This is a genomic window from Stappia sp. 28M-7 (genome assembly GCF_014252955.1).
Taxonomy (GTDB): domain Bacteria; phylum Pseudomonadota; class Alphaproteobacteria; order Rhizobiales; family Stappiaceae; genus Stappia.
In genome coordinates, this window is record NZ_JACMIA010000001.1 from 1,664,697 (window position 1) to 1,685,422 (window position 20,726).

Consider the following 20,726-nt stretch of genomic DNA (forward strand, 5'->3'; position numbering starts at 1 on the left):
CGGGAAGACCCCGGCCGCGCGCGGGCCATCCGGCTTGCCGATTTGAGGGAGACGATCCGGTATGATCATCGAGATCGGCCATTTCGCACTGATCCTGGCCTTCATCCTGTCGGTGCTGCAGAGCGTCGTGCCGGTCTGGGGCGCGGTCAAGGGCGACCGCCGGCTGATGGCGGTGGCACCGCCCGTCGCCGGCATGCAGTTCCTGCTCGTCGGCATCGCCTTCGCGGCCCTGATGCAGGCCTACATGGTCTCGGACTTCTCGGTGCTGAACGTCGTCGAGAATTCCCATTCGGCCAAGCCGGACCTCTACAAGATCACCGGCGTGTGGGGCAATCACGAGGGCTCGCTGCTCCTGTGGGTGCTCATCCTGGTACTGTTCGGCGCGCTGGTCGCTGCCTTCGGCCGCAACATCCCCGTTGAGCTCAAGGCCGCGACGCTGGGCGTGCAGGGCTGGGTGACGGCCGCCTTCCTGCTGTTCATGCTGTCGACCTCGAACCCGTTCGTGCGCGTGTCTCCGGCGCCGATGGAGGGAGCCGACCTCAACCCGATCCTGCAGGATGTCGGCCTCGCGGTTCATCCGCCGCTTCTGTATGTCGGCTATGTCGGCTTCTCCATCGTCTTCTCCTTCGCCATCGCCGCGCTGATCCTCGGCCGTGTCGATGCGGCCTGGGCGCGCTGGGTGCGGCCGTGGACGCTGCTTGCCTGGATGTTCCTGACGCTCGGCATCGCCATGGGCTCCTATTGGGCCTATTACGAGCTCGGTTGGGGCGGCTACTGGTTCTGGGATCCGGTCGAGAACGCCTCCTTCATGCCCTGGCTCGCCGGTACGGCGCTGCTGCACTCCGCCATCGTCATGGAAAAGCGTGGGGCGCTGAAGGTCTGGACGGTGCTGCTCGCCATCCTGACCTTCTCGCTGTCGCTGCTGGGCACGTTCCTGGTGCGCTCCGGCGTGCTGACCAGCGTGCATGCCTTCGCCACCGATCCGGCGCGCGGCATGTTCATCCTCGCCATCCTTGTGCTGTTCATCGGCGGTTCGCTGGCGCTCTACGCCTGGCGCGCGCCGATGCTCAAGCAGGGCGGCCTGTTCGCTCCGGTCAGCCGGGAAGGCGCCTTGGTGCTGAACAACCTGCTGTTGACGGTGGCGACCGCCTCCGTGCTGGTCGGCACGCTCTATCCGCTGGTGCTGGAAGTGCTGACGCAGGAGAAGATCTCCGTCGGTCCGCCCTTCTTCAACCTGACCTTCGGGCCGCTGATGATCCCGCTGCTGATGGCGATCCCCTTCGGTCCCTTCCTGGCCTGGAAGCGCGGTGACCTTGCCGCCGTCGGCCAGCGGCTCTACGCGGTCGCCGGCCTTGCCCTGGTCGCGATCCTGGTCAGCGCCTGGTGGCACGGCACGCAGCAGATCCTGGCCGCGCTCGGCGTCGGCCTTGCCGTGTGGGTGATCTGCGGCGCGGCGGCCGAGATCCTGTCGCGCGCCCGGTTCCGCGATGTCGGCCTGTCGACCGGCCTTGCCCGCCTTGCCGGTCTGCCCGGATCGGCCTGGGGCACGGCCTTCGGCCATGCCGGCATCGGTCTGACACTGCTCGGCATCGTCGCCGTCTCCGCCTTCCAGCAAGAGAAGGTGCTGACCATCCGGCCGGGCGAGAGCGTGGAGATCGCCGACTACACGCTGAAATTCGCCGGGCTGGCCCGTCGCACCGGTCCCAACTATGTCGACGATGTCGGCCATTTCGATATCTACCGGGCAGGGCAGCAGGTCGCCGTGGCCGATCCGGCCAAGCGGCTCTACACCGCGCGGCAGATGCCGACCACCGAGGCGGGTATCGTCACCTTCGGCCTGTCGCAGGTCTATGTCTCCATCGGCGAGGTGCATGCCGATGGCGGCGCCGACATCCGTCTCTACCACAAGCCGCTGGTGACCCTGATCTGGATCGGCTGCCTGGTGATGAGCTTCGGCGCCGTGCTGTCGCTGTTCGACCGCAGGCTGCGGGTCGGCGCGCCGAAGCCGGCCCGCCGCAAGATGGCGGCCGCTGGGCAGGGGGGCGATTGATGCGTCTCCTGCGACAGCTGCTCCTGGCTCTGGCGATGCTGGTTGCCGCACTGCCGGCAGCCCATGCGGTCGCCCCGGACGAGGTGCTGGAAGATCCGGTGCTGGAAAGCCGTGCCCGCGAACTTTCCGCCGAGCTGCGCTGCATGGTCTGCCAGAACCAGTCCATCGACGACAGCGACGCACCGCTGGCCAAGGACTTGCGCATCCTGGTGCGCGAGCGGCTGGTGGCCGGCGACACGAACGAGCAGGTCGTCGACTTCCTCGTCGCGCGCTATGGCGAGTTCGTGCTGCTGAAGCCGCGCCTGTCGGTGCAGACCATTGTGCTGTGGGGGCTGGCGCCGCTTGCGCTGCTCATCGGCATCGTGGTGCTGTATCGCGGTGCCCGGAGGCGGCGCGGGGCAGCACCGGTCGCCGCCAGCGGCGCGACCCGGCTGAGCGAGGACGAACAGGCCGAGCTCGACCGGATCCTGACCCGCGACAAGGAGGCGTGATCGGCTCCCGGTTTCGTGTTCTCCTGTCCGCTGGCGCAAGCCTTGCTCGCTTCCTACGTTGCTGCGGGACGACAGACACGACCGAAAAACGGAGAGCCCGATGCCCGCACAGCCTGTCCGCCTGACCTTCGAGGGCCATAACGGCGCCGAGCTTGCCGCCCGGCTGGACCTGCCCGACGGACCGGCGCGCGCCTATGCGCTGTTCGCGCATTGCTTCACCTGTTCCAAGGACGGGGCTGCCGGCCGGCGTATCGCCGAGGCGCTGACCCGCGAGGGCATCGCTGTCCTGCGGTTCGATTTTACCGGGCTCGGCGGTTCGGGCGGCGACTTCTCCTCCACCAACTTCTCGTCGAACGTGGCCGACCTCCTGAAAGCGGCGGCGTTCCTGCGCGAGGCGCACGAGGCGCCGAAACTGCTGATCGGCCATTCGCTCGGCGGCGCCGCTATGCTGGCGGCCGCGCATGAAATCCCCGAGGCCGTGGCGGTCGCGACCATCGCAGCGCCCGCCGATGCCGAACACGTGCTGCACAATTTCCACGCCGACCTGGAGCGTATCCGCTCGCAAGGGCGCGCCGAGGTCGAACTGGCCGGCCGGCGGTTCACCATCGAGAAGCAGTTCCTCGACGACATCGCCGAGCAGAATGTGCACGAGCGGGTCTCCCACCTGCACAAGGCGTTGCTGGTGCTGCACGCGCCGCTCGACGACACGGTCGGCATCGACAACGCCACGCGCATCTTCGTGGCGGCGAAGCACCCCAAGAGCTTCGTCTCGCTGGACAGCGCCGACCATCTGCTGAACGACCCGGCGGATGCGGCCTATGCGGCCGGCGTCATCGCCGCCTGGGCGCTGCGCTATATCGGCAAGGCAGCCGAGACCGCGTCGGCTCCGGAGCCGGACGAGACTGACGGCGTCAGGGTGAGCGAGACCGGCAACGGCAAGTTCCAGGTGAGCGTGGAGAGCGGACGGCATCGCCTCATTGCGGATGAGCCGGAAGCGGTCGGCGGCCTCGACAGCGGTCCCTCTCCCTATGATTTCCTGTCGGCGGCGCTCGGCGCCTGCACGGTGATGACGCTGCGCATGTATGCAGAGCGCAAGGGGCTGGCGGTCGAGCGCATCTCCGCCACGGTGACCCACGGCAAGGTTCATGCGGCGGACTGCCTGGACTGCACGGAAGAACTGCGCACGAGGGAAGGGCGCATCGACCGGTTCGAGCGGCGGATTGCCATCGAGGGCGATCTGGACGCGGAAACCCGCGCGCGGCTTCTGGAAATCGCCGACCGGTGCCCGGTGCATCGCACCCTGGAGGCCGGCGCGGCCATTGTCACCCGCGAGGTCTGAGCGGGGACGCGGCATCTTATCCCGCAACATTACGAAAGCTTAATCCCGCCGACAGGCGGCTGTAAGGCGACGTGTTCCATATCAGTCAGGACAGCCGGTGACCGCTTCCCCGCGAATGGCCCGCCGGCTCGAGATTTCCTGATTATCCGGACAGGTGTCCGGGTCCTGACGTGGAGAGCAAGACATGTCGAACAAGTACATCCCCTCGGCCCTTCGTCGCCTGCCGCGCGGCCGCACCAGCCTGGCTGCCGGTGCGCTGGCGCTTGGCCTTGCTGGCGCGATGAGCCTGCAGACGGTGGTGCCGGGCCAGTTCGCCTTCGCCGATCCGGTGCGGGTCGAGAGCGCCGCGCCGCAGAACTTCGCGAGCGTCGTCTCCGCAGTGAAGCCGGCGGTGGTCAGCGTGCGTGTGCGCACCGACGAGACGCCGAAGATGATGTCGAACCGCCAAGGCGTTCCGGGCTTCGAGGACCTGCCGCAGGATCACCCGCTGCAGCGCTTCTTCCGCCGGTTCGGCGGTGAGCAGTTCGGCGGCGACCAGCGCCGCGAGCGGCAGCCGCGCCGTCATGGCATGAGCCAGGGCTCCGGCTTCTTCATCACCGGCGATGGCTACCTGGTCACCAACGAGCACGTCGTGTCGAACGGCAGCGAGTTCACCGTCATCATGGATGATGGCCAGGAATACGAGGCGAAGCTGATCGGCGCCGACAAGCGCACCGACCTCGCCCTGCTCAAGGTCGACGGCGAGGGCCGCGAGTTCACCTATGTGGAATTCGCGCCCGAGGCGCCGCAGGTCGGCGAGTGGGTCGTGGCCGTGGGCAATCCGTTCGGCCTCGGCGGCTCGGTGACCGCCGGCATCGTCTCGGCGCGCGGCCGCGACATCGGCGCAGGCCCCTATGACGACTTCATCCAGATCGACGCGCCCGTGAACCGCGGCAATTCCGGCGGCCCGGCCTTCAACGTCAAGGGGCAGGTGATCGGCGTCAATGCCGCGATCTTCTCTCCCTCGGGCGGCAATGTCGGCATCGCCTTCGCCATTCCCGCCTCCACCGCGACGGCTATCGTCAAGGACCTGAGGGACGATGGTACGGTGGTCCGCGGTTGGCTGGGTGTGCAGATCCAGCCGGTGTCCAAGGACATCGCCGAAAGCGTCGGCCTGAAGGACGCCAAGGGCGCAATCGTGGCCGATGCCCAGGGCGACAGCCCCGCCCGCAAGGCCGGCATCCGCTCGGGCGACACGATCCTCAGCGTCGACGGCCAGACGATCGACGGTCCGCGCGATCTTGCCCGGATGATCGCTGCCTATCCGCCGGAGACCGAGGTGACCCTCGATGTGTGGCGCGATGGCCGCGAGGAGGAAGTGAAGGTCATTCTCGGCCGGCTGCAGGACGACGGACCGGTGACGGCCGCGGTCGAGCCGACCGGCAAGGACACGGCCTTCGTCGACAGCCTCGGCGTGGAGCTGGCTGCGGCCAGCGTGGTCGGCGCCGGCGAGCGCGGCGTGGTCATCACGGAAGTGCCGAGCGACAGTGCGGCGGCCGAGAAGGGCCTGCAGCGCGGCGATGTCATCCTCGAGGTGGCCGGCCAGGCCGTGAACAACCCCGGCGAGGTCGCCAATGCGGTGCAGGGCGCCAGCGAGAACGGCCGCAAGTCGGTTCTGCTGCGGGTCGAGCGCAACGATGCCTCGCGCTTCGTCGCGGTGCCGGTCGAGCAGAACAAGGGCTGATCGCCAACATCCACCGATCCCGCGCCGGCCAAGGCCGGCGCGGGGCGATGATTGCGACGGCGCCCCGCAACGAGCGCCTGTTGCAAGCCGAACCGGATGGGGCCATCCGACGACAAGCCCCCGGACGGGAGGTCTGTCATCCGGAAGGTCACCGGCATGCGTGGGGCAGGTTCGCAACCGCCACGAGGCGCATGCCAAGGGGCCGGAGCCCCGGACCGTCCTGCGGTCCGGGGTTTTTTCGTCGCGTTCGACGGGAGCTCTTGCCGATGCTAAACCCAGCAAACAGAACCAGCCTGATACCCGAGACCGGAGACACGGAAGAGGTCATGCGGATCCTGATTGTCGAGGACGACAAGGAAGCGGCGAGCTATCTGGCCAAGGCCTTTCGCGAAGCCGGCCATGTGGTCGACCATGCGGCCGATGGCGAGGAAGGCTACGACCTGGCGACCAGCGCACCGTATGACGTGCTTGTGGTCGACAGGATGCTGCCCCGGCGCGACGGCCTGTCGCTGATCTCCGGACTGCGCTCGCAGGGCTTTCACACGCCGGTGCTGGTGCTCTCCGCGCTCGGCCAGGTCGACGACCGGGTAACGGGCCTGCGTGCCGGCGGCGACGATTATCTGCCCAAGCCCTACGCCTTTTCCGAGCTTCTGGCTCGGGTGGAGGCGCTCGGCCGGCGGCCGCGCCAGCAGGAAGTCGAGACCAGCTACACTGTCGGCGACCTGACGCTCGACCGGCTCAGCCACACGGTGACGCGCTCGGGACAGGAGATTCCCCTGCAGCCGCGCGAATTCCGCCTGCTGGAATACCTGATGCAGCATGCCGGCCAGGTGGTGACCCGCACCATGCTGCTGGAGCATGTGTGGGAGTATCATTTCGACCCGCAGACCAACGTGATCGACGTCCATATCTCGCGGCTGCGCGCCAAGATCGACAAGGACTTCGACCGGCCCCTGCTGCATACGGTGCGCGGCGCCGGCTATACGATCCGCGACGCCGGCCGCGCATGAGCGACACGACCGCGACCGTCCGGCTGTTTCGAACGACAGCGATCAAGCTCGCGCTGATCTATCTGGCGGCGCTGACGCTCGCTTCCGGCGCGGTGCTGGTCTACCTGTCGCAGAACACCGCCACGGTGCTGCGCGAGCAGGTGGTGGACACGGTCGATGCGGAGATTTCGGGTCTTGCCGACCAGTATCGCATCGGCGGCATCCGGGCGCTCGTCGCCACCGTAGATGCACGTTCGCGCCGGCCCGGCGCCAGCCTCTATCTCGTCACCGACTTTGCCGCGAACCAGCTGGTAGGCAATATCGAGCAGCTCGACGACCGGGTGCTGGCCGGCGAGAGCGGCGAGCTGCAGCGCGTGATCTACACGCCCATCGGCGGTGGCCCCCGCCGCGAGGCGCTGGCCCGCGTGTTCCAGCTTTCCGGCGGTTTTCGCCTGCTGGTCGGCCGCGACCTGCAGGAGCAGCAGTATTTCCGCTCGCTCCTGGCCGAGGCCATGCGCTTCTGGCTGTTCGTGCTGGCCGCGCTCGGGCTCATCACCTGGGTGTTCGTCAGCCGCCGGGTGCTCAAGCGCATCGATGCGATGACCGCGACGAGCCGGCGGATCATGTCGGGCGATCTCAGCGAGCGATTGCCGGTCGAGGGAAGCGGCGACGAGTTCGACCGCCTGGCGATCGGTCTCAACGCGATGCTGACCCGCATCGAGGCCCTGATGCAGGGCCTCAAGGACGTCTCCGACAACATTGCGCATGACCTGAAGACGCCGCTGACGCGCATGCGCAACCGGCTGGAGGAGGCGCTGCGCAGCGATCTGTCCGGCGACAGCAAGGCGCGGGAGGTGCTGGAGACCACCATCGAGGACTGCGACGTGCTGATCCGCACGTTCAACGCCCTCTTGCGGATCGCAAGGGTCGAGGCGGGTTCTTCCGACGCGAGTTTCGACGAGATCGACGTCTCGGAACTGGTGCGCGAGGTGGCCGAACTCTATGCCCCGGTCGCCGAGGACGAGGGCGGCGGTATGGAACTGCGCGTGACCGATGGACTGCGGGTGTCGGGAAATCGCGAGCTGCTGGTCCAGGCGCTGATAAACCTTGTCGAAAACGCACTGAAATACGCTCGGCAGGAAGAGGGCGAGGGCGCTAGGGTGGAACTGGAAGCGCGCGCCGAGAGCGGCGAGGTGCTGCTGGGCGTGCGCGATCACGGACCGGGCATCGCCGATGCCGACAAGGAGCGGGTGCTGCACCGGTTCGTGCGGCTGGAAGCCAGCCGCAGCGCGCCGGGCTCCGGTCTCGGCCTCAGCCTGGTTTCGGCGGTGGCGCGGCTGCATCATGGACGGCTGGAGCTTGCCGATGCGCAGCCCGGCCTGATGGCGCGGTTGCGGCTGCCGGAGGCCGGCAATGCGGACGCTGCCGCGACGGCCGGCGGAGATTGAATCATACAGCCTCTTGCAAGAGGCGGATCGGGAGGTCGGATTGAACGAGAGTGTCGCAGCGAAGGGCGCCGCAAACCATGGTGGCCGACATGGAGACGACAAGGGGGCAGGCCCTAGCGAAGCGTCCCTGATGGCCGGGATCTCGCTCCTTCCGGCCCCCGAAAGCGAGCCTGCGGCCGAGGCGTTGTTGCAGGACCTTGCCGATGTCGTCGGCGGACTGGATGCGGATGCCGAGCAACGCGACCGCGTCGGCGCCTTCCTTTCGGGCGCACTGACGAATGCACCCTATCTGCGCGACCTTGCCCTTGCCGACCATGACCGCCTTTCGGCCCTGCTTCAGGAGAGCCCGCAGGCGCGCGTCGACCGGCTTGTTGCCGAGGCGCGGGAACTGACCGGTGAGGAAGAGGGCGCGGTGATGGCCGGCCTGCGCCGGCTCAAGCAGGACCTCGCGCTGACGCTGGCGCTTGCCGACATTGCCGGCGCGCTGGATCTCGATGCGGTGACCGGCGGGCTCAGCCGGTTCGCGGATGCGGCCCTGACGGCGGCGATCCGCTTTTGCCTGCGCGACCTTGCCCGGCGCGGCAAGTTCGAAATCCGCGACGAGGCAGCCCCGGAGAAGGGCTGCGGCTTCGTCGTCCTCGCCATGGGCAAGTATGGCGCGCTGGAGCTGAACTACTCCTCCGACATCGACCTCATCGTGATGTACGAGCCGGAGCTGGCGCCGGTGACGGGCGGGGCGGAGGCGCCGGTCGAGTTCGTGCGCATGACCAAGCGGCTCGTCAAGATGATGGGCGACCGCACGGCGGACGGCTACGTCTTCCGGACCGACCTGCGGCTGCGTCCCGATCCCGGCGCAACGCCCCTTGCCATGTCGATCCCGGCCGCGCTGGTCTATTACGAGAGCCTCGGTCAGAACTGGGAGCGCGCGGCATTGATCAAGGCGCGCGCCTGTGCGGGCGACGTGGCGTGCGGGGAGAGCTTTCTCAAGGAGATCGCCCCCTTCATCTGGCGCAAGTATCTCGACTATGCGGCGATTGCCGATGTGCACTCGATCAAGCGCCAGATCCATGTCCACAAGGGCCATGGCCGGATCGCGGTGGCGGGCCACAACGTCAAGCTCGGACGCGGCGGCATCCGCGAGGTGGAGTTCTTCGCGCAGACCCAGCAGCTGATCGCCGGCGGGCGCATCACCGAGCTGCGGGGGCGGAGGACCCTCGACACGCTGGCAACGCTCGCCGAGCTCGACTGGATCGCGGCAGACGCGCGCGACGAGCTGACCGAGGCCTACCGTTTCCTGCGGGCCGTGGAGCACCGCATCCAGATGGTCAACGACGAGCAGACGCATATCCTGCCGGCGGAACCCGAGGCACGGGCGCGCGTCTCCCGGTTGATGGGCTTTGCCGAACTGGAGCCCTTCGAGGAAGAGCTGCGCACGCGGCTGAAACGGGTGCAGAAGCACTATTCGGCCCTGTTCGAGAACGAGCCGGAACTGGCCTCCGACCTCGGCAATCTGGTCTTCACCGGCGACGACGACGACCCGGAGACGCTGGAGACCCTGACACGGCTCGGCTACAAGCGGCCGAAAGAGGCTGGCAAGATCATCCGTGCCTGGCATTTCGGCCGGTATCCGGCGGTGCGCTCCTCAAAGGCGCGAGAGCGGCTGACCGAGCTGCACCCGGTGCTGATCTCGGCGCTGGCCAGCACCGACAATGCCGATCAGGCCCTGATCGCCTTCGACGGCTTCCTGTCGAAGCTTCCCGCCGGCGTGCAGTTGTTCTCGCTGCTGCGCTCCAATCCGCAGCTTCTGAAGCTCCTGGCGACCGTGATGGGGGCAGCTCCCCGGATGGGCGAGGTGGTGTCCAAGCGGGTGCATGTGCTCGATGCGGTGATGGACCCGGCCTTCTTCGGTGCCATGCCGACATCCGCCGAGTTCCGCGCCGGCCTTGCCCGCACGCTCGACCTTGCCCGCTTCTACGAGGATGCGCTCGACAGGGCGCGCATCTTTGCGCAGGAGCAGCAGTTTCTGATCGGCCTGCGGCTGCTTTCCGACACGCTGAACGCCCATCAGGTGGGAGAGGCGCTGGCGCGTCTGGCCGAGACCGTTGTCGCCGGTCTGATGCCTTTCGTGATCGACCAGGTGGCTGAGAGCCATGGCCGGCTGCCCGGTGCCGAATGGGCTGTGGTCGCCATGGGCAAGCTCGGCGGGCGCGAGATGACTGCGGCCTCCGATCTCGACCTGATCCTGCTTTACGACCACCCGGAAGACGAGGCGGAGACCGATGGCAAGCGGCCGCTCGCGGCCAGCCAGTATTTCATCCGCCTGACCCAGCGGCTGGTCGCGGCTCTGTCCGCGCCAACAGCGGAGGGGCGCCTCTACGAGGTGGACTTTCGCCTGCGCCCGTCGGGCAATGCCGGGCCGCTGGCAACACGCCTTGCCGCATTCGAGGCCTATCAGGCCAAGGAGGCCTGGACCTGGGAGCATATGGCGCTGACCCGGGCGCGGGTGATCGCCCGGTCCTCCGACGCCTTTGCCGAGCGCATCGATGCCAATATCCGCGAGACGCTGGCGCGGCCTCGCGAGGCGGACAAGATCGCTACCGAAGTCGCCTCGATGCGCGGCCGGATCGAGGCGGAAAAGGGGACCTCGGATATCTGGGACCTGAAACAGGTCGCGGGCGGTATGGTCGATGTCGAGTTCGTCGCCCAGTACCTGCAGCTCGTCAACGCGCAGGCGCATCCCGAAATCCTGTCGCAGACGACCGAGACCGTGCTGGAAAGGGCGCGCGACGCCGGTTTGCTGTCCGCCGGAGACGCCGAGGTCTTGTTGCCCGCGATACGCCTGTACCACGCGCTGACGCAGGTGCAGCGTCTTACGCTGGAGGGGACCTTCAAGGCCGAGGCCGTGCCGAAGGGCGTGCGCGAGCTGCTTGTTCATGCCGGCGAGGCGCCGGACTTTTCTCATCTCGAGGCGATGCTCGCCGACCGGCAGAAGCAGGTGCGCGAGACGTTCGAGAAGCTGGTGGGCAAGGTCACCGCCAAGGCCGAGTGAGCGGCGCAGCGGCCGACAAGACGGGGCGACGCGCCTGGGCGCGTCGCCTCTGCCGGGCAGTGGGCAGGGTCTATCGCGACTTCAACAGCTCAAGCGCATAGGCGTCTAGCTGTTCCGATACCGTGCCCCAGCCGTCGTGGAAGCCCATGTCCTCGTGGGTCTTGCGGGCGTCGGTCGAGCGGTGCCGGGCGATTGCGGTGTAGGTCGTGCCGCCATTGCCATCATCCTCCAGCAGCAGGATGGCCGTCATGAACGGATCCGGGGCGGGCTTCCAGTCCTCGGTGTAGGCATCGGTGAAAACCAGCTTCTCCTCCGGGACCACCTCGAGGAACACGCCCTCGTTCGCCATCTCGTTGCCTTCCACCTCGAAGGTGGTGTTGAAGCGGCCGCCGACCCGCAGGTCGATCTCGCAGGCAGTGACCTTGTGGGGCCGTGGCACGAAGAAGTGCTTGATGTGCTCGGGTGTCGTCCAGCATTCCCACAGGATCGAACGCGGCGCCTTGAGCGTGCGCTTCAGGATGAGATCGGTTTCCGGATCAAGTTTCATCGTTTCTCTCTTTCACGATCTTGGCGACATAGGCGTCGAACTGGTCCATGCGGGACGTCCAGAGCGACTGCTGTTCCACCAGCCAATGAGTGACGGGCGCTATCCCGTCCGCCGCAAGCCGGCAGTATCTCACGCGTCCCTTCTTCGTCGTCTCGATCAGCCCGGCCGCTTCCAGCCTGGACAGGTGACCCATGAACGAAGGGAGGGCCATGGCGTGAGCCGAGGCCAGTTCACTCACCGATGCAGGACCTCGTGCGAGGCGGGAGACCACCGCCCTGCGGGTTTCGTCGCCAAGAGCGGCGAACTTGAGGTTCAGGTCCGGATCATGCTTAGCCATTCGCCTAACTATCCATTCGTCGTGAAGAGGTCAATTGAAATTTAGGTCATTGCCTAAGTTTCAAAAAGGTGCGAGCTCGGCGGCGTGATGTCGCAGGGGGGCAGCCGCGCAAAAGAGAAAGGGCCCGCTATGCGGACCCTTCGTGTCGGATGGGAGTGGATAGAGCGGGAGAGGAAGGGGAGTGCCTCCGCCTCGTCACGCTGCCTTGATGGCCGGGCGCGCTTCCACCGGCAGGGTGACGGTCACCGTGGTTCCCTTGCCGACGCTGGAACGAATTTCCATCGTGCCGCCATGCATCTTCACCAGCGACTGGGCAATGGCGAGGCCCAAGCCCGATCCCTTGTGCGTCTTGGTGAACTGGTTCTCCACCTGGACGAAGGGCTTGGCCAAGCGGGCGATGTCGCTTTCCCGAATGCCGATGCCGGTGTCGGAGATGGCGATGACCACGGCGTCGGCGGCATCCATCCGGCCATGGGTCGCGGCCAGCGTCACCGAACCGTTGTCGGGCGTGAACTTGACCGCATTGGCGAGCAGGTTGAGCAGCACCTGCTTGACCGCGCGCCGGTCGGCGGAGAGCGTCAGGCCTTCCTCGGTCTCGCTGGTGACGGTGATGGCCTTTTCGGCGGCGGCGGCGGAGATGATGCGCGTGACGTCGGTGACGATCGCGCCGAGGTTGACCGCCTCGCGCTTCAGCTCCATGCGTCCGGCTTCGATCTTCGACATGTCGAGAATGTCGTTGATGACGTTCAGCAGGTAGCGGCCGCTGTCGTGGATGTCCGTGCAGTATTCGCGGTACTTGTCGGAGCCGAGCGGGCCGAACATGCCCTGGTCCATGATCTCCGAGAAGCCGATGATCGCGTTGAGCGGCGTGCGCAGCTCGTGGGAGATGTTGGCCAGGAACTCGGACTTGGCCTGGTTGGCCTCTTCCGCCTTGGTCTTCTCTTCCGAGTACTTCTCGGCGAGTTCCACCAGCTGCTGGGCCTGCACTTCCAGCTTCTGGCGCGACTGGCGCAGGTCGGCGACCGTGGCCATCAGCCGGCGCTCGCTCTCCATCAGCTTTTCCTCGTGGCGCTTCAGCGCCGTGATGTCCGTGCCGACGGAGACGAAGCCGCCATCCTTGGTCCGGCGCTCGGAAATCTGCAACCAGCGGCCGTCGGCCAACTGCGCCTCATAGGAGGAGGAGGGGTCGGACGCGTCGCTGCCGATGGTCGGGCTCGCCGACACAACGGTCTGGCGGGCTGCGGCCATCACCTGTGCATAGGGCGTGCCGGCCTTGATCGCGGAATTCGGCAGGTTGTGCAGCGTCTGGTAGTTCGAGTTGCACATCACCAGGCGGTTCTCGGTGTCCCACAGTACGAAGGCTTCCGAGATCGTTTCGATGGCATCGCGCAGGCGCAGGTCCGCGGTGCGGCTCTGCTCGGCAAGCTGCTTCTGCTCGGTGACGTCGATGCAGATGCCGATCAGGTGCGGCTCGGCGATGCCCGGCTCGCTCTGGACTTCGGCGCGGGCGCGCAGCCACACCCAGTCGCCATTGGCATGGCGCATGCGGAACATGCGGTCGACGGTGGTCTCGCCGGTCTCGAGCAGCGACTCCGCCAGCTCGTAGAGATCGATGTCGTCCGGATGGGCGAGGGCGGAAATCTCCGCAAAGCCGAGAATGTCGTCGCGCGGCTGCAGGCCCAGCATCTCGTAGAGCGAGGCGGACCAGAAGATGCGGCCGCGGGAAAGATCCCAGTCGAACAGGCCGCAGCGGCCGCGATTGAGCGCCAGGTCGATCCGTGCACGGGTGGCGGCATAGATCTGGTCGGCCTGCTCGGCGCGGGTTGCCTGGGCGAAGAAGGCGTAGATGAGGACCAGAAGAACCGACGCGGTGCCGACGAACAGCGTGACGTTGGCCGAAACACTGGCCCGCCAATCGGCGAAGATCATGTCCTTCGACTGGATGAGGGCGACCATGCCGAGGCGGCCATCGAGGTGATGGACAGTGGCGTAGGATTCATCCGGCTCTCCAGCGGAGACGGTCAGAACGCCGGCACGGGCCCCGAAGACGGTCAGCGGCTGTCCGGCGCCGAGCAGGTCGGCGAGCGGGCGCCCCTCGAGATCGGAGCGGATCGGCGCGGTGGCCATGATCACGCCGTCCGGGTCGGCGACGAGGATGCGGCGGCCGTCGCCGGTGGCGCGCGGCGGGAGGCTGTCGGCGAGGGCGGCCTGAAGAGCCGTGCTGAAACCTTGCTGCGGCAGTGCTGCCTCGGCGGTCGACAGGCGCGCGGCCAGCGTGGTTGCGATCATCGTCAGGTCGTCGCGGGCCCGCAGATCGGTTTCCTCATGCTCATAGGAGAGCGTGAGGGCGCGATAGGTGGCAAGGGTCGCGATGAAGACGACGCAAAGGATGGGAATGGCGCGACGGAAGAACGGTTCCGCAGTCAGCAGACGCTGATAGGCGGGCTGCGCCAGCAGGCGGATGTGCCCGGTCAGCGACTGCGAGTCACGCTGTCTTTTCAACATGTCCGCGAATCGACGCGCGGACGCAGCCCCTGCAAAGGCACGCGCCATCGTAATGGCCCCCGATGTGTCGATTTTGCCGCAAACAGAACGCAACCGGCGCTCGAATCATTTTCATTTGAATCGCATTCGACGGTTTTGTCCAGAGTCCCCCAAGAAAAATATAGTTAATGGAAGCTTAACGCGATTTGCAGAGTGCACAACTCTTACGAGTCCCGCGCGGCCAACATGAAACGGGCCGCCGGGGCGGTCTGGGATGACTGCCCGGGCGGCCCGAAAGCCTGATTCGAACGGGTATTGCGCCTTACTGCAGGCAGCGCTCGACGATGTCGCGCATGTCGACGGAAAGATCCGTTTCCGCCGCAAGACCCCGAAGGGCGGCCTCGGCCTGGGCACGTCGTCCGGGCTCCAGCGCCCGCCAGGAGCGGAAGGCCGACATCATCCGCGCAGCTGCTTGCGGGTTGCGCCGGTCGAGATCGCGAGCGAAGTCCGCCACGAAGGCAAAGCCGGCACCGTCCGGGCGGTTGAACTGGCTCTGGTTGCCGCTGGCGAAAGCTCCGACCAGTGCGCGGACGCGGTTCGGGTTGCCGGGCGAGAAGGCCGGATGCCCGGTGAGGTCGCGAACCCGGTCGAGGGTCGAGGCATTGGGCGCGGTTGCCTGCACCATGAACCACTTGTCCATGGCAAGCGGTACCGCGCGGTAGCGCTCCTCATAGGCGGCAAGCGCCGCGTCCCGGCCCGGCAGAGCGGCATGGGTAAGCACCGACAGCGCGGCGAAGCGGTCCGTCATGTTGTCGCTTGCCTCGAAATGGGTCTGCACGAGGGCGCTGCCGACCGGATCCGAGCCGTGGCCCAGGTAGTCGAGCAGCGTGTTGCGCAGGGCCCGGCGACCGGCCGAGCGGGCATCGGGGGAGAACTCCGCCTCGTCCCGCATCGCCTCGTAGGTGGCCCGGATCGTCGGAGCGATGCCGTCGGCGATGGCGCGGCGGAAGGCGGCACGCGCCGCATGAATGGCATCGGGATCCACGTCGTGACCGATCTCGCGCGCAATGTCGGCCTCGCCCGGAAGTTGCAGACACAGGGCCCGGAAGGCCGGCTCGAGGCTGTCGTCGGCGACATTGGCGGCGAAGGCTTCGATCAGCGCCGGGCTGACCGCCACGGCTTCCTGCCGGGCGGTGCCGGCCGTTGCTGCGATCAGGGCCGTCATCACGACGCTTTGCAGGGCCTCCCAGCGATTGAAGGGATCCTTGTCGTTTGCCGCAAGGAACAGGAGATCGCTCTCGCCGAGATCGCTCTTGAGCGAGACCGGCGCCGAGAAACCGCGCAGCAGCGAGGGAATGGGGCGCTCGGTGAGACCGGTGAAGACCACGGTCTGCACCGGGTTGCGGATGTGCAGCACATCTCCTGTCTGGTCCGCGCCGGTGATTGCTGCCGGCACGAGTTCCTCGCCGTCCGATCCCATAAGGCCGACGCGCACGGGAATGTGCATCGGCTTCTTGTCAGGCTGCTTGGGCGAGGGGGGGAGCTGTTGCCTGAAAGTGAGCGTGAGGCGTCCGGCTTCGGTCTCGTATGTGCTGTCGACCTTGAGCACAGGCGTTCCGGCCTGTTCGTACCACAGGGAGAACTGGTCGAGATCGAGCCCGCTTGCCTCCTGGAAACAGGCAAGGAACGCCTCGATCGTGGTCGCCTCGCCATCATGGCGGCGGAAGTAGAGGTCCATGCCCGCCCGAAATGCCTCGTCGCCGATGAGGCATTTCAGCATGCGGACGACTTCCGCGCCCTTCTCGTAGACGGTGGCCGTGTAGAAGTTGTTGATCTCGTGATAGAGGCGCGGGCGCACCGGATGGGCGAGGGGGCCGGCATCTTCCGGGAATTGGTGCGACTTCAGCAGACGGACGTCAGCGATGCGCTTGACCGCGCGCGAGCGCATGTCGGCCGAGAATTCCTGGTCGCGAAAGACGGTCAGGCCTTCCTTCAGGCAGAGCTGGAACCAGTCACGGCAGGTGATGCGATTGCCCGTCCAGTTGTGGAAGTACTCGTGGGCGATGACGGTCTCGATGCCCGCATAATCCTGGTCGGTTGCCGTCTCCGGGCGGGCCAGCACGTATTTGTCGTTGAAGATGTTGAGGCCCTTGTTCTCCATCGCCCCCATGTTGAAGTCCGACACGGCGACGATGTTGAACACGTCGAGATCATAGGCCCGGCCGAAGACCTCCTCGTCCCAGCGCATGGAGCGCTTCAGGCTGTCCATCGCCCAGTCGCAGGCGCCCTCGTTGCCGTGCTCGACATAGATGTTGAGCGCAACGTCGCGGCCCTCGCAGGTCCGGAAGCTGTCGCTGACGCAGGCAAGGTCTCCCGCGACCATGGCAAAGAGGTAGGCGGGCTTGGGGTGCGGGTCGTGCCAGATCGCATAATGGCGGTCGGTTCCCGGTATGGTGCCGCTTTCCACGGGATTGCCGTTGCCCAGCAGCACCGGCGCCTCGCCGAGCCGCGCCTCGATCCTGGTGGTGTAGACGGCCAGGCAGTCGGGCCGGTCGAGGAAATAGGTGATCCGCCGGAAGCCTTCCGCCTCGCACTGGGTGCAATAGGTGCCGTTCGAGCGATAGAGACCCATCAGCTTGGTGTTGGCATCGGGATCAAGCGTCGTCTCGATCTCCAGCGTGAAGGGCCTTGAGGGGGGCGATGTGATTTCCAGCCGGTTCGGAGTGACGGCGAAGTCGGCATCCGCCAGAACCCGGCCATCAAGCGATAGGGCGGTCAGACGGAGCTCGTCGCCATCGAGAACCAGGGGCGTCCCTGCTGCCGTGTCGTCCGCCCGCTCCACCGCCAGCCGAGCCCGCACCTTCGCCGAGCGAGGTGCCAGGCGAATGTCGAGATGAACAGTGGAAATGCGATAGGCCGGTGCCCGGTAGTCTTCCAGGCGAACGGGAGCGGGGGATTCGGGGCGCATGAAGGCTCCTTCCTGCGGCGCTGTGGTCTACGGCCACCGAGATTGCGGGAGGGCCGGACCGGGCGCATTGACAAGGGTCATCGGGCGGCCGGCGTCGCGACAACCGACGCGGCCCAGGGGGTCAGCAGATCGACCGCGCCATCTCGGCGAGACGCAGGGTCAGGTCGCTGTCCGGGTCGGCCAGCGGTGCAATGACGGTGAAATGGTTGTCCTGGCCTCGGATGTCGAGCTCGGTAGCCACGCCGCCGCGCTGCCAGATGTCCGCGATCACCCGCGACTGGCGAATGAACTCGGACGATTCGCCCCCGCCAACGGCCGCGACAAGGCGCGTGCCCGGCTGGGCGGCGAATGCGATCGGCGAAACATCGATCGCTTCCTTACGGTCGAGGCGCAGCTTTTCGTTCAGCGACGTGCCGATCAGCGGCTGGAGATCGAAGACGCCGGAAATGGCCAGCCCGGCCGGAACGAGGCCGCGCGGCAATCCGCGGCTGCCCCAGTCGGTGGCAAGCAGCGCTGCGGTCAGCTGACCGCCCGCGGAGTGGCCATAGGCCAGCACAGGACGGCGATACCTCTCCCAGAGATGAGCGACGAGCCGCCGGATCTCCTCCACGATGTCGCCGACGCGCACCTGCGGGCAGAGCGAATAGCTGGGAACGGCGACGGGAATGCCATGGGCATTGAGGCCCTTGGCCATGTGGGAGAAGAACGTCCGGTCGAGGCCCTGCCAATAACCGCCGTGGATGAACAGGCCCAGCGGCCCGCGCTCCGGCATGCCGGTCTCGGGGAGAAAGAGGTCGTAGACCGTCCGCTCTCCCAGCTCATAGGCCGTGGCGAGCGTGCAATTGGCCTCGCTGCGATAGTGCGCGGCATCGCGCGCCCAGCCCTCGATGATCGCGGGATGCTCGGGCACCAGTGCCCGGTTGTTGTATTCGGCCTCGTAGTCGATCACGCGTTCGCTCCCGTGTGTAGAGAAGTCTCTTAGCGGCTGTGCCGTGCCGAGTACAGAGACGGCGGGGTGCGCGTCCCGGGGGCGAGGGGAATATCCGTCCGGTTGTTGGCGACCATGAGATCGGTCGTGCAGGGTCGCGTTTCGGTCGCAATCCGCGCTATTGTGCCGGGAAAGGTAACGACCGGCGTATGACGCGAATGCGGGCGGGATATCTGGCGGGCACAGTGCAGGGACGGCGCAGCTACGCATGGACGATCAGCGAGTTGAGCAGGTGGCGCGCAAACGTCGTGTCTATTCGATTACCTGGGTGGTGGGTACGGCTTTCGGTCTGTTGATCGGCGTCTCGATGCTTCTGGTGCTCGGACTTGCCGTCTCCGCCAACATGCGGAACACGTTTTCCCTTCTGAACGACAAGGCGGTGCTGACGACCAACTCGCTTGAGCGTCGGCTGCGCGATCATCTCGACCTTGCTTCGCAGGCCGTCGTCCAGCTCAAGACCGTGTTCGATGAACGCGAACTCGGCGAAAGACTGGAGGACTTGCGCAGCGAACTGATCGCCGCCGTGCATGCCAATCCTTCGCTCGATGCCCTGGTCGTCAACGATGTCGCCGGGGATGGCTTCGGTATTTATCGCTCGCCAACGGGCAAGCTCTGGCCGTTTCGCCGTCAGCAGATTCCTGAAGACGCCAGGCTCTACGCGCTTCCCGAGATGACCGCAAACTCGCCTGCGACCTGGGGGCCGTTGGTGACCTCTAGCGGCATGCTCTACGCCAATGTGACCGTCCCGCTGGTCCGTGGCGGAGCCCTCATCGGCTATCTGACTGCGGCCGTCTCCATCGACGAACTGGGCCGTACCGTGCGCCAGCTTGACGAAGGAGAGCACTCCACCGTCTTCATCATCGCCAACGGCAACGAGGTGATTGCCCACTCCGACATCGAGGACTTTGCCGCGCCGGGCGGCGAGGTGCCGCGCCTTCCGATTACCGTCGAGCAGCTCGGCGATAGGGCGCTGGCCAGCCTCGCGACATCCAAGCCGATGGACAACTTTCAGCAGGCGAGCGCCGCAGGTGTCGAGGTCCGGGATCTGGAGAATGACGCAGGCGGCCCCGATTACCTGTCGATGACCAAGGTGATCGCCGGCTATGGGCCGGGCGTCTGGACCGTCGGCCAATACTACGTTGCGTCCACGATCTCGCGGGAAGTACGGCGGCTGTTCGGCTCTGCCATGGTCGGATTGCTGTCGATCGTGGTGGCGATCGGCCTGTCGGTTCTCCTTGTGCGACGCGCGACCCGCCCGCTGGCCGAGATTTCGCGGCAGGCGCGGTTCGTGGGAGAGCTGGATTTCGACAAGGTGCAGCAACTGCCGCACAACATGGTCCGTGAGATCGACCAGGTCTTTCAGGCGTTCAATGCCATGGTGACGGGCCTGCGGGCGATGAACACCTATGTTCCGCGTTCCTTGTTCCGCAAACTGATGCGGCTCGGTGTCGACCAGGCGGCGGTGGCGAGCGAGCGCGACCTGACCTTCATCTTCACCGACATCGTCGGGTTTACCTCCATGTCGGAGAACCTGACGGCGGCGCAGACCGCGGATATCCTCAACGAGCATTTCGCCCTGCTGGTCGCGGCTGTCGAGCGGGAGGGCGGAACGGTCGACAAGTTCATCGGCGACGGCATGCTGGCTTTCTGGGGCGCGCCGGACGAACGGGCGGACCATGCGCTTGCAGCCGCTCGTGCCTGTCTCGGCATTGCTGCCGCGCTGCGGGAGGACAATGCACGGGCGAATGCCAATGGCGGCAAGGTGGTGCGCATGCGCATCGGCTTGCACACCGGCCGTGTCGTCGTCGGCAACGTAGGGGCGCTGGATCGCTGGAACTACACGGTTGTTGGCGATGCGGTGAACCTGTGCGAGAGGCTCCAGTCCTTTGGTCGGGATGTGGGCCCGCAGGACGAGATGGTGATCCTGGCCAGCGATACCGCCGTCAGTCGCATCCAGGCCCAGTCGGGAGGAATGATCGCGGCGGGGGCGGCGCGGAAGGTGGGAACGCACCGACTGCGCGGTCGTAGCGAGGCGATTTCGGTCTGGCGGCTGGATGATACGGTCGAGCCGGATGGACTGTGCATACCCGGGACCGGCATCGATCTGGCCGGCTAATGAGCCTTCTTTGGATTTTCACTACAGTTTTTCAAGGTGACGTCATTAATTTGTGATGCCGGTCACACGAGCCTGCGCTAGCACTGTTAAGAGCGACAAGGGGGCAAGGGGCAACACGCACTTTCGTGCTGGCACTCGTCTCCTATAATGGCGCGACAACGGAAAACACCGAGGGCGCCTGGAGGAGGATAAGCCGC

At 66.4% G+C, this 20,726-nt stretch carries 13 protein-coding genes; 8 read left to right on the forward strand and 5 right to left on the reverse strand.

Annotation, left to right across the window (positions count from 1 at the left end; translation table 11 throughout):
- Positions 1-61: 61 nt before the first annotated feature.
- From H7H34_RS07435 to H7H34_RS07465, 7 genes are all read left to right on the forward strand, one after another.
- Positions 62-2,050, forward strand: coding sequence for a heme lyase CcmF/NrfE family subunit (locus tag H7H34_RS07435; RefSeq protein WP_185924765.1), 1,989 nt, complete (start codon positions 62-64; stop codon positions 2,048-2,050).
- The gene (locus H7H34_RS07440) at positions 2,050-2,541 is read left to right on the forward strand and encodes a cytochrome c-type biogenesis protein (RefSeq protein WP_185924766.1); all 492 of its coding nucleotides are present in this window, start codon (positions 2,050-2,052) and stop codon (positions 2,539-2,541) included. The genes H7H34_RS07435 and H7H34_RS07440 overlap by 1 nt, the downstream gene beginning before the upstream one ends.
- A gap of 100 nt (positions 2,542-2,641) precedes the next feature.
- Entirely contained in the window at positions 2,642-3,880 is a 1,239-nt protein-coding gene (locus H7H34_RS07445; RefSeq protein WP_185924767.1) for a bifunctional alpha/beta hydrolase/OsmC family protein, read from the forward strand.
- Between the two features lie 184 nt (positions 3,881-4,064).
- Entirely contained in the window at positions 4,065-5,603 is a 1,539-nt protein-coding gene (locus H7H34_RS07450; RefSeq protein ID WP_120269146.1) for a Do family serine endopeptidase, read from the forward strand.
- 326 nt (positions 5,604-5,929) lie between these two features.
- Entirely contained in the window at positions 5,930-6,613 is a 684-nt protein-coding gene (locus H7H34_RS07455) for a response regulator transcription factor (protein WP_120269147.1), read from the forward strand.
- The gene (locus H7H34_RS07460) at positions 6,610-8,040 is read left to right on the forward strand and encodes a HAMP domain-containing sensor histidine kinase (RefSeq protein WP_185924768.1); all 1,431 of its coding nucleotides are present in this window, start codon (positions 6,610-6,612) and stop codon (positions 8,038-8,040) included. Before H7H34_RS07455 ends, H7H34_RS07460 begins: the two co-directional genes overlap by 4 nt.
- A 130-nt stretch (positions 8,041-8,170) precedes the next feature.
- Positions 8,171-11,089, forward strand: a complete 2,919-nt coding sequence (locus H7H34_RS07465; RefSeq protein ID WP_185924769.1) for a bifunctional [glutamine synthetase] adenylyltransferase/[glutamine synthetase]-adenylyl-L-tyrosine phosphorylase — start codon at positions 8,171-8,173, stop codon at positions 11,087-11,089.
- Positions 11,090-11,159: 70 nt separating this feature from the next.
- Here the strand turns inward: H7H34_RS07465 and H7H34_RS07470 are convergent, their stop codons facing one another.
- The 5 genes from H7H34_RS07470 to H7H34_RS07490 all read right to left on the reverse strand — a co-directional run bounded on the left by H7H34_RS07470 (position 11,160) and on the right by H7H34_RS07490 (position 18,374).
- The gene (locus H7H34_RS07470; RefSeq protein ID WP_185924770.1) at positions 11,160-11,636 is read right to left on the reverse strand and encodes an SRPBCC family protein; all 477 of its coding nucleotides are present in this window, start codon (positions 11,634-11,636) and stop codon (positions 11,160-11,162) included.
- Positions 11,626-11,973, reverse strand: a complete 348-nt coding sequence (locus tag H7H34_RS07475; RefSeq protein ID WP_185924771.1) for an ArsR/SmtB family transcription factor — start codon at positions 11,971-11,973, stop codon at positions 11,626-11,628. Before H7H34_RS07475 ends, H7H34_RS07470 begins: the two co-directional genes overlap by 11 nt.
- Before the next feature lie 195 nt (positions 11,974-12,168).
- Complete coding sequence (locus H7H34_RS07480; RefSeq protein ID WP_245165003.1) at positions 12,169-14,478, reverse strand: PAS domain-containing sensor histidine kinase; 2,310 nt, start codon at positions 14,476-14,478, stop codon at positions 12,169-12,171.
- 301 nt (positions 14,479-14,779) lie between these two features.
- Entirely contained in the window at positions 14,780-17,425 is a 2,646-nt protein-coding gene (gene pepN, locus H7H34_RS07485; protein WP_185924772.1) for an aminopeptidase N, read from the reverse strand.
- A gap of 121 nt (positions 17,426-17,546) precedes the next feature.
- The gene (locus H7H34_RS07490; protein WP_371811366.1) at positions 17,547-18,374 is read right to left on the reverse strand and encodes an alpha/beta hydrolase; all 828 of its coding nucleotides are present in this window, start codon (positions 18,372-18,374) and stop codon (positions 17,547-17,549) included.
- A 247-nt stretch (positions 18,375-18,621) separates the two neighbouring features.
- On the opposite strand from H7H34_RS07490, the gene H7H34_RS07495 reads away from it, so the two are divergent.
- The gene (locus tag H7H34_RS07495; RefSeq protein WP_185924774.1) at positions 18,622-20,529 is read left to right on the forward strand and encodes an adenylate/guanylate cyclase domain-containing protein; all 1,908 of its coding nucleotides are present in this window, start codon (positions 18,622-18,624) and stop codon (positions 20,527-20,529) included.
- The last annotated feature ends 197 nt before the right edge of the window (positions 20,530-20,726 follow it).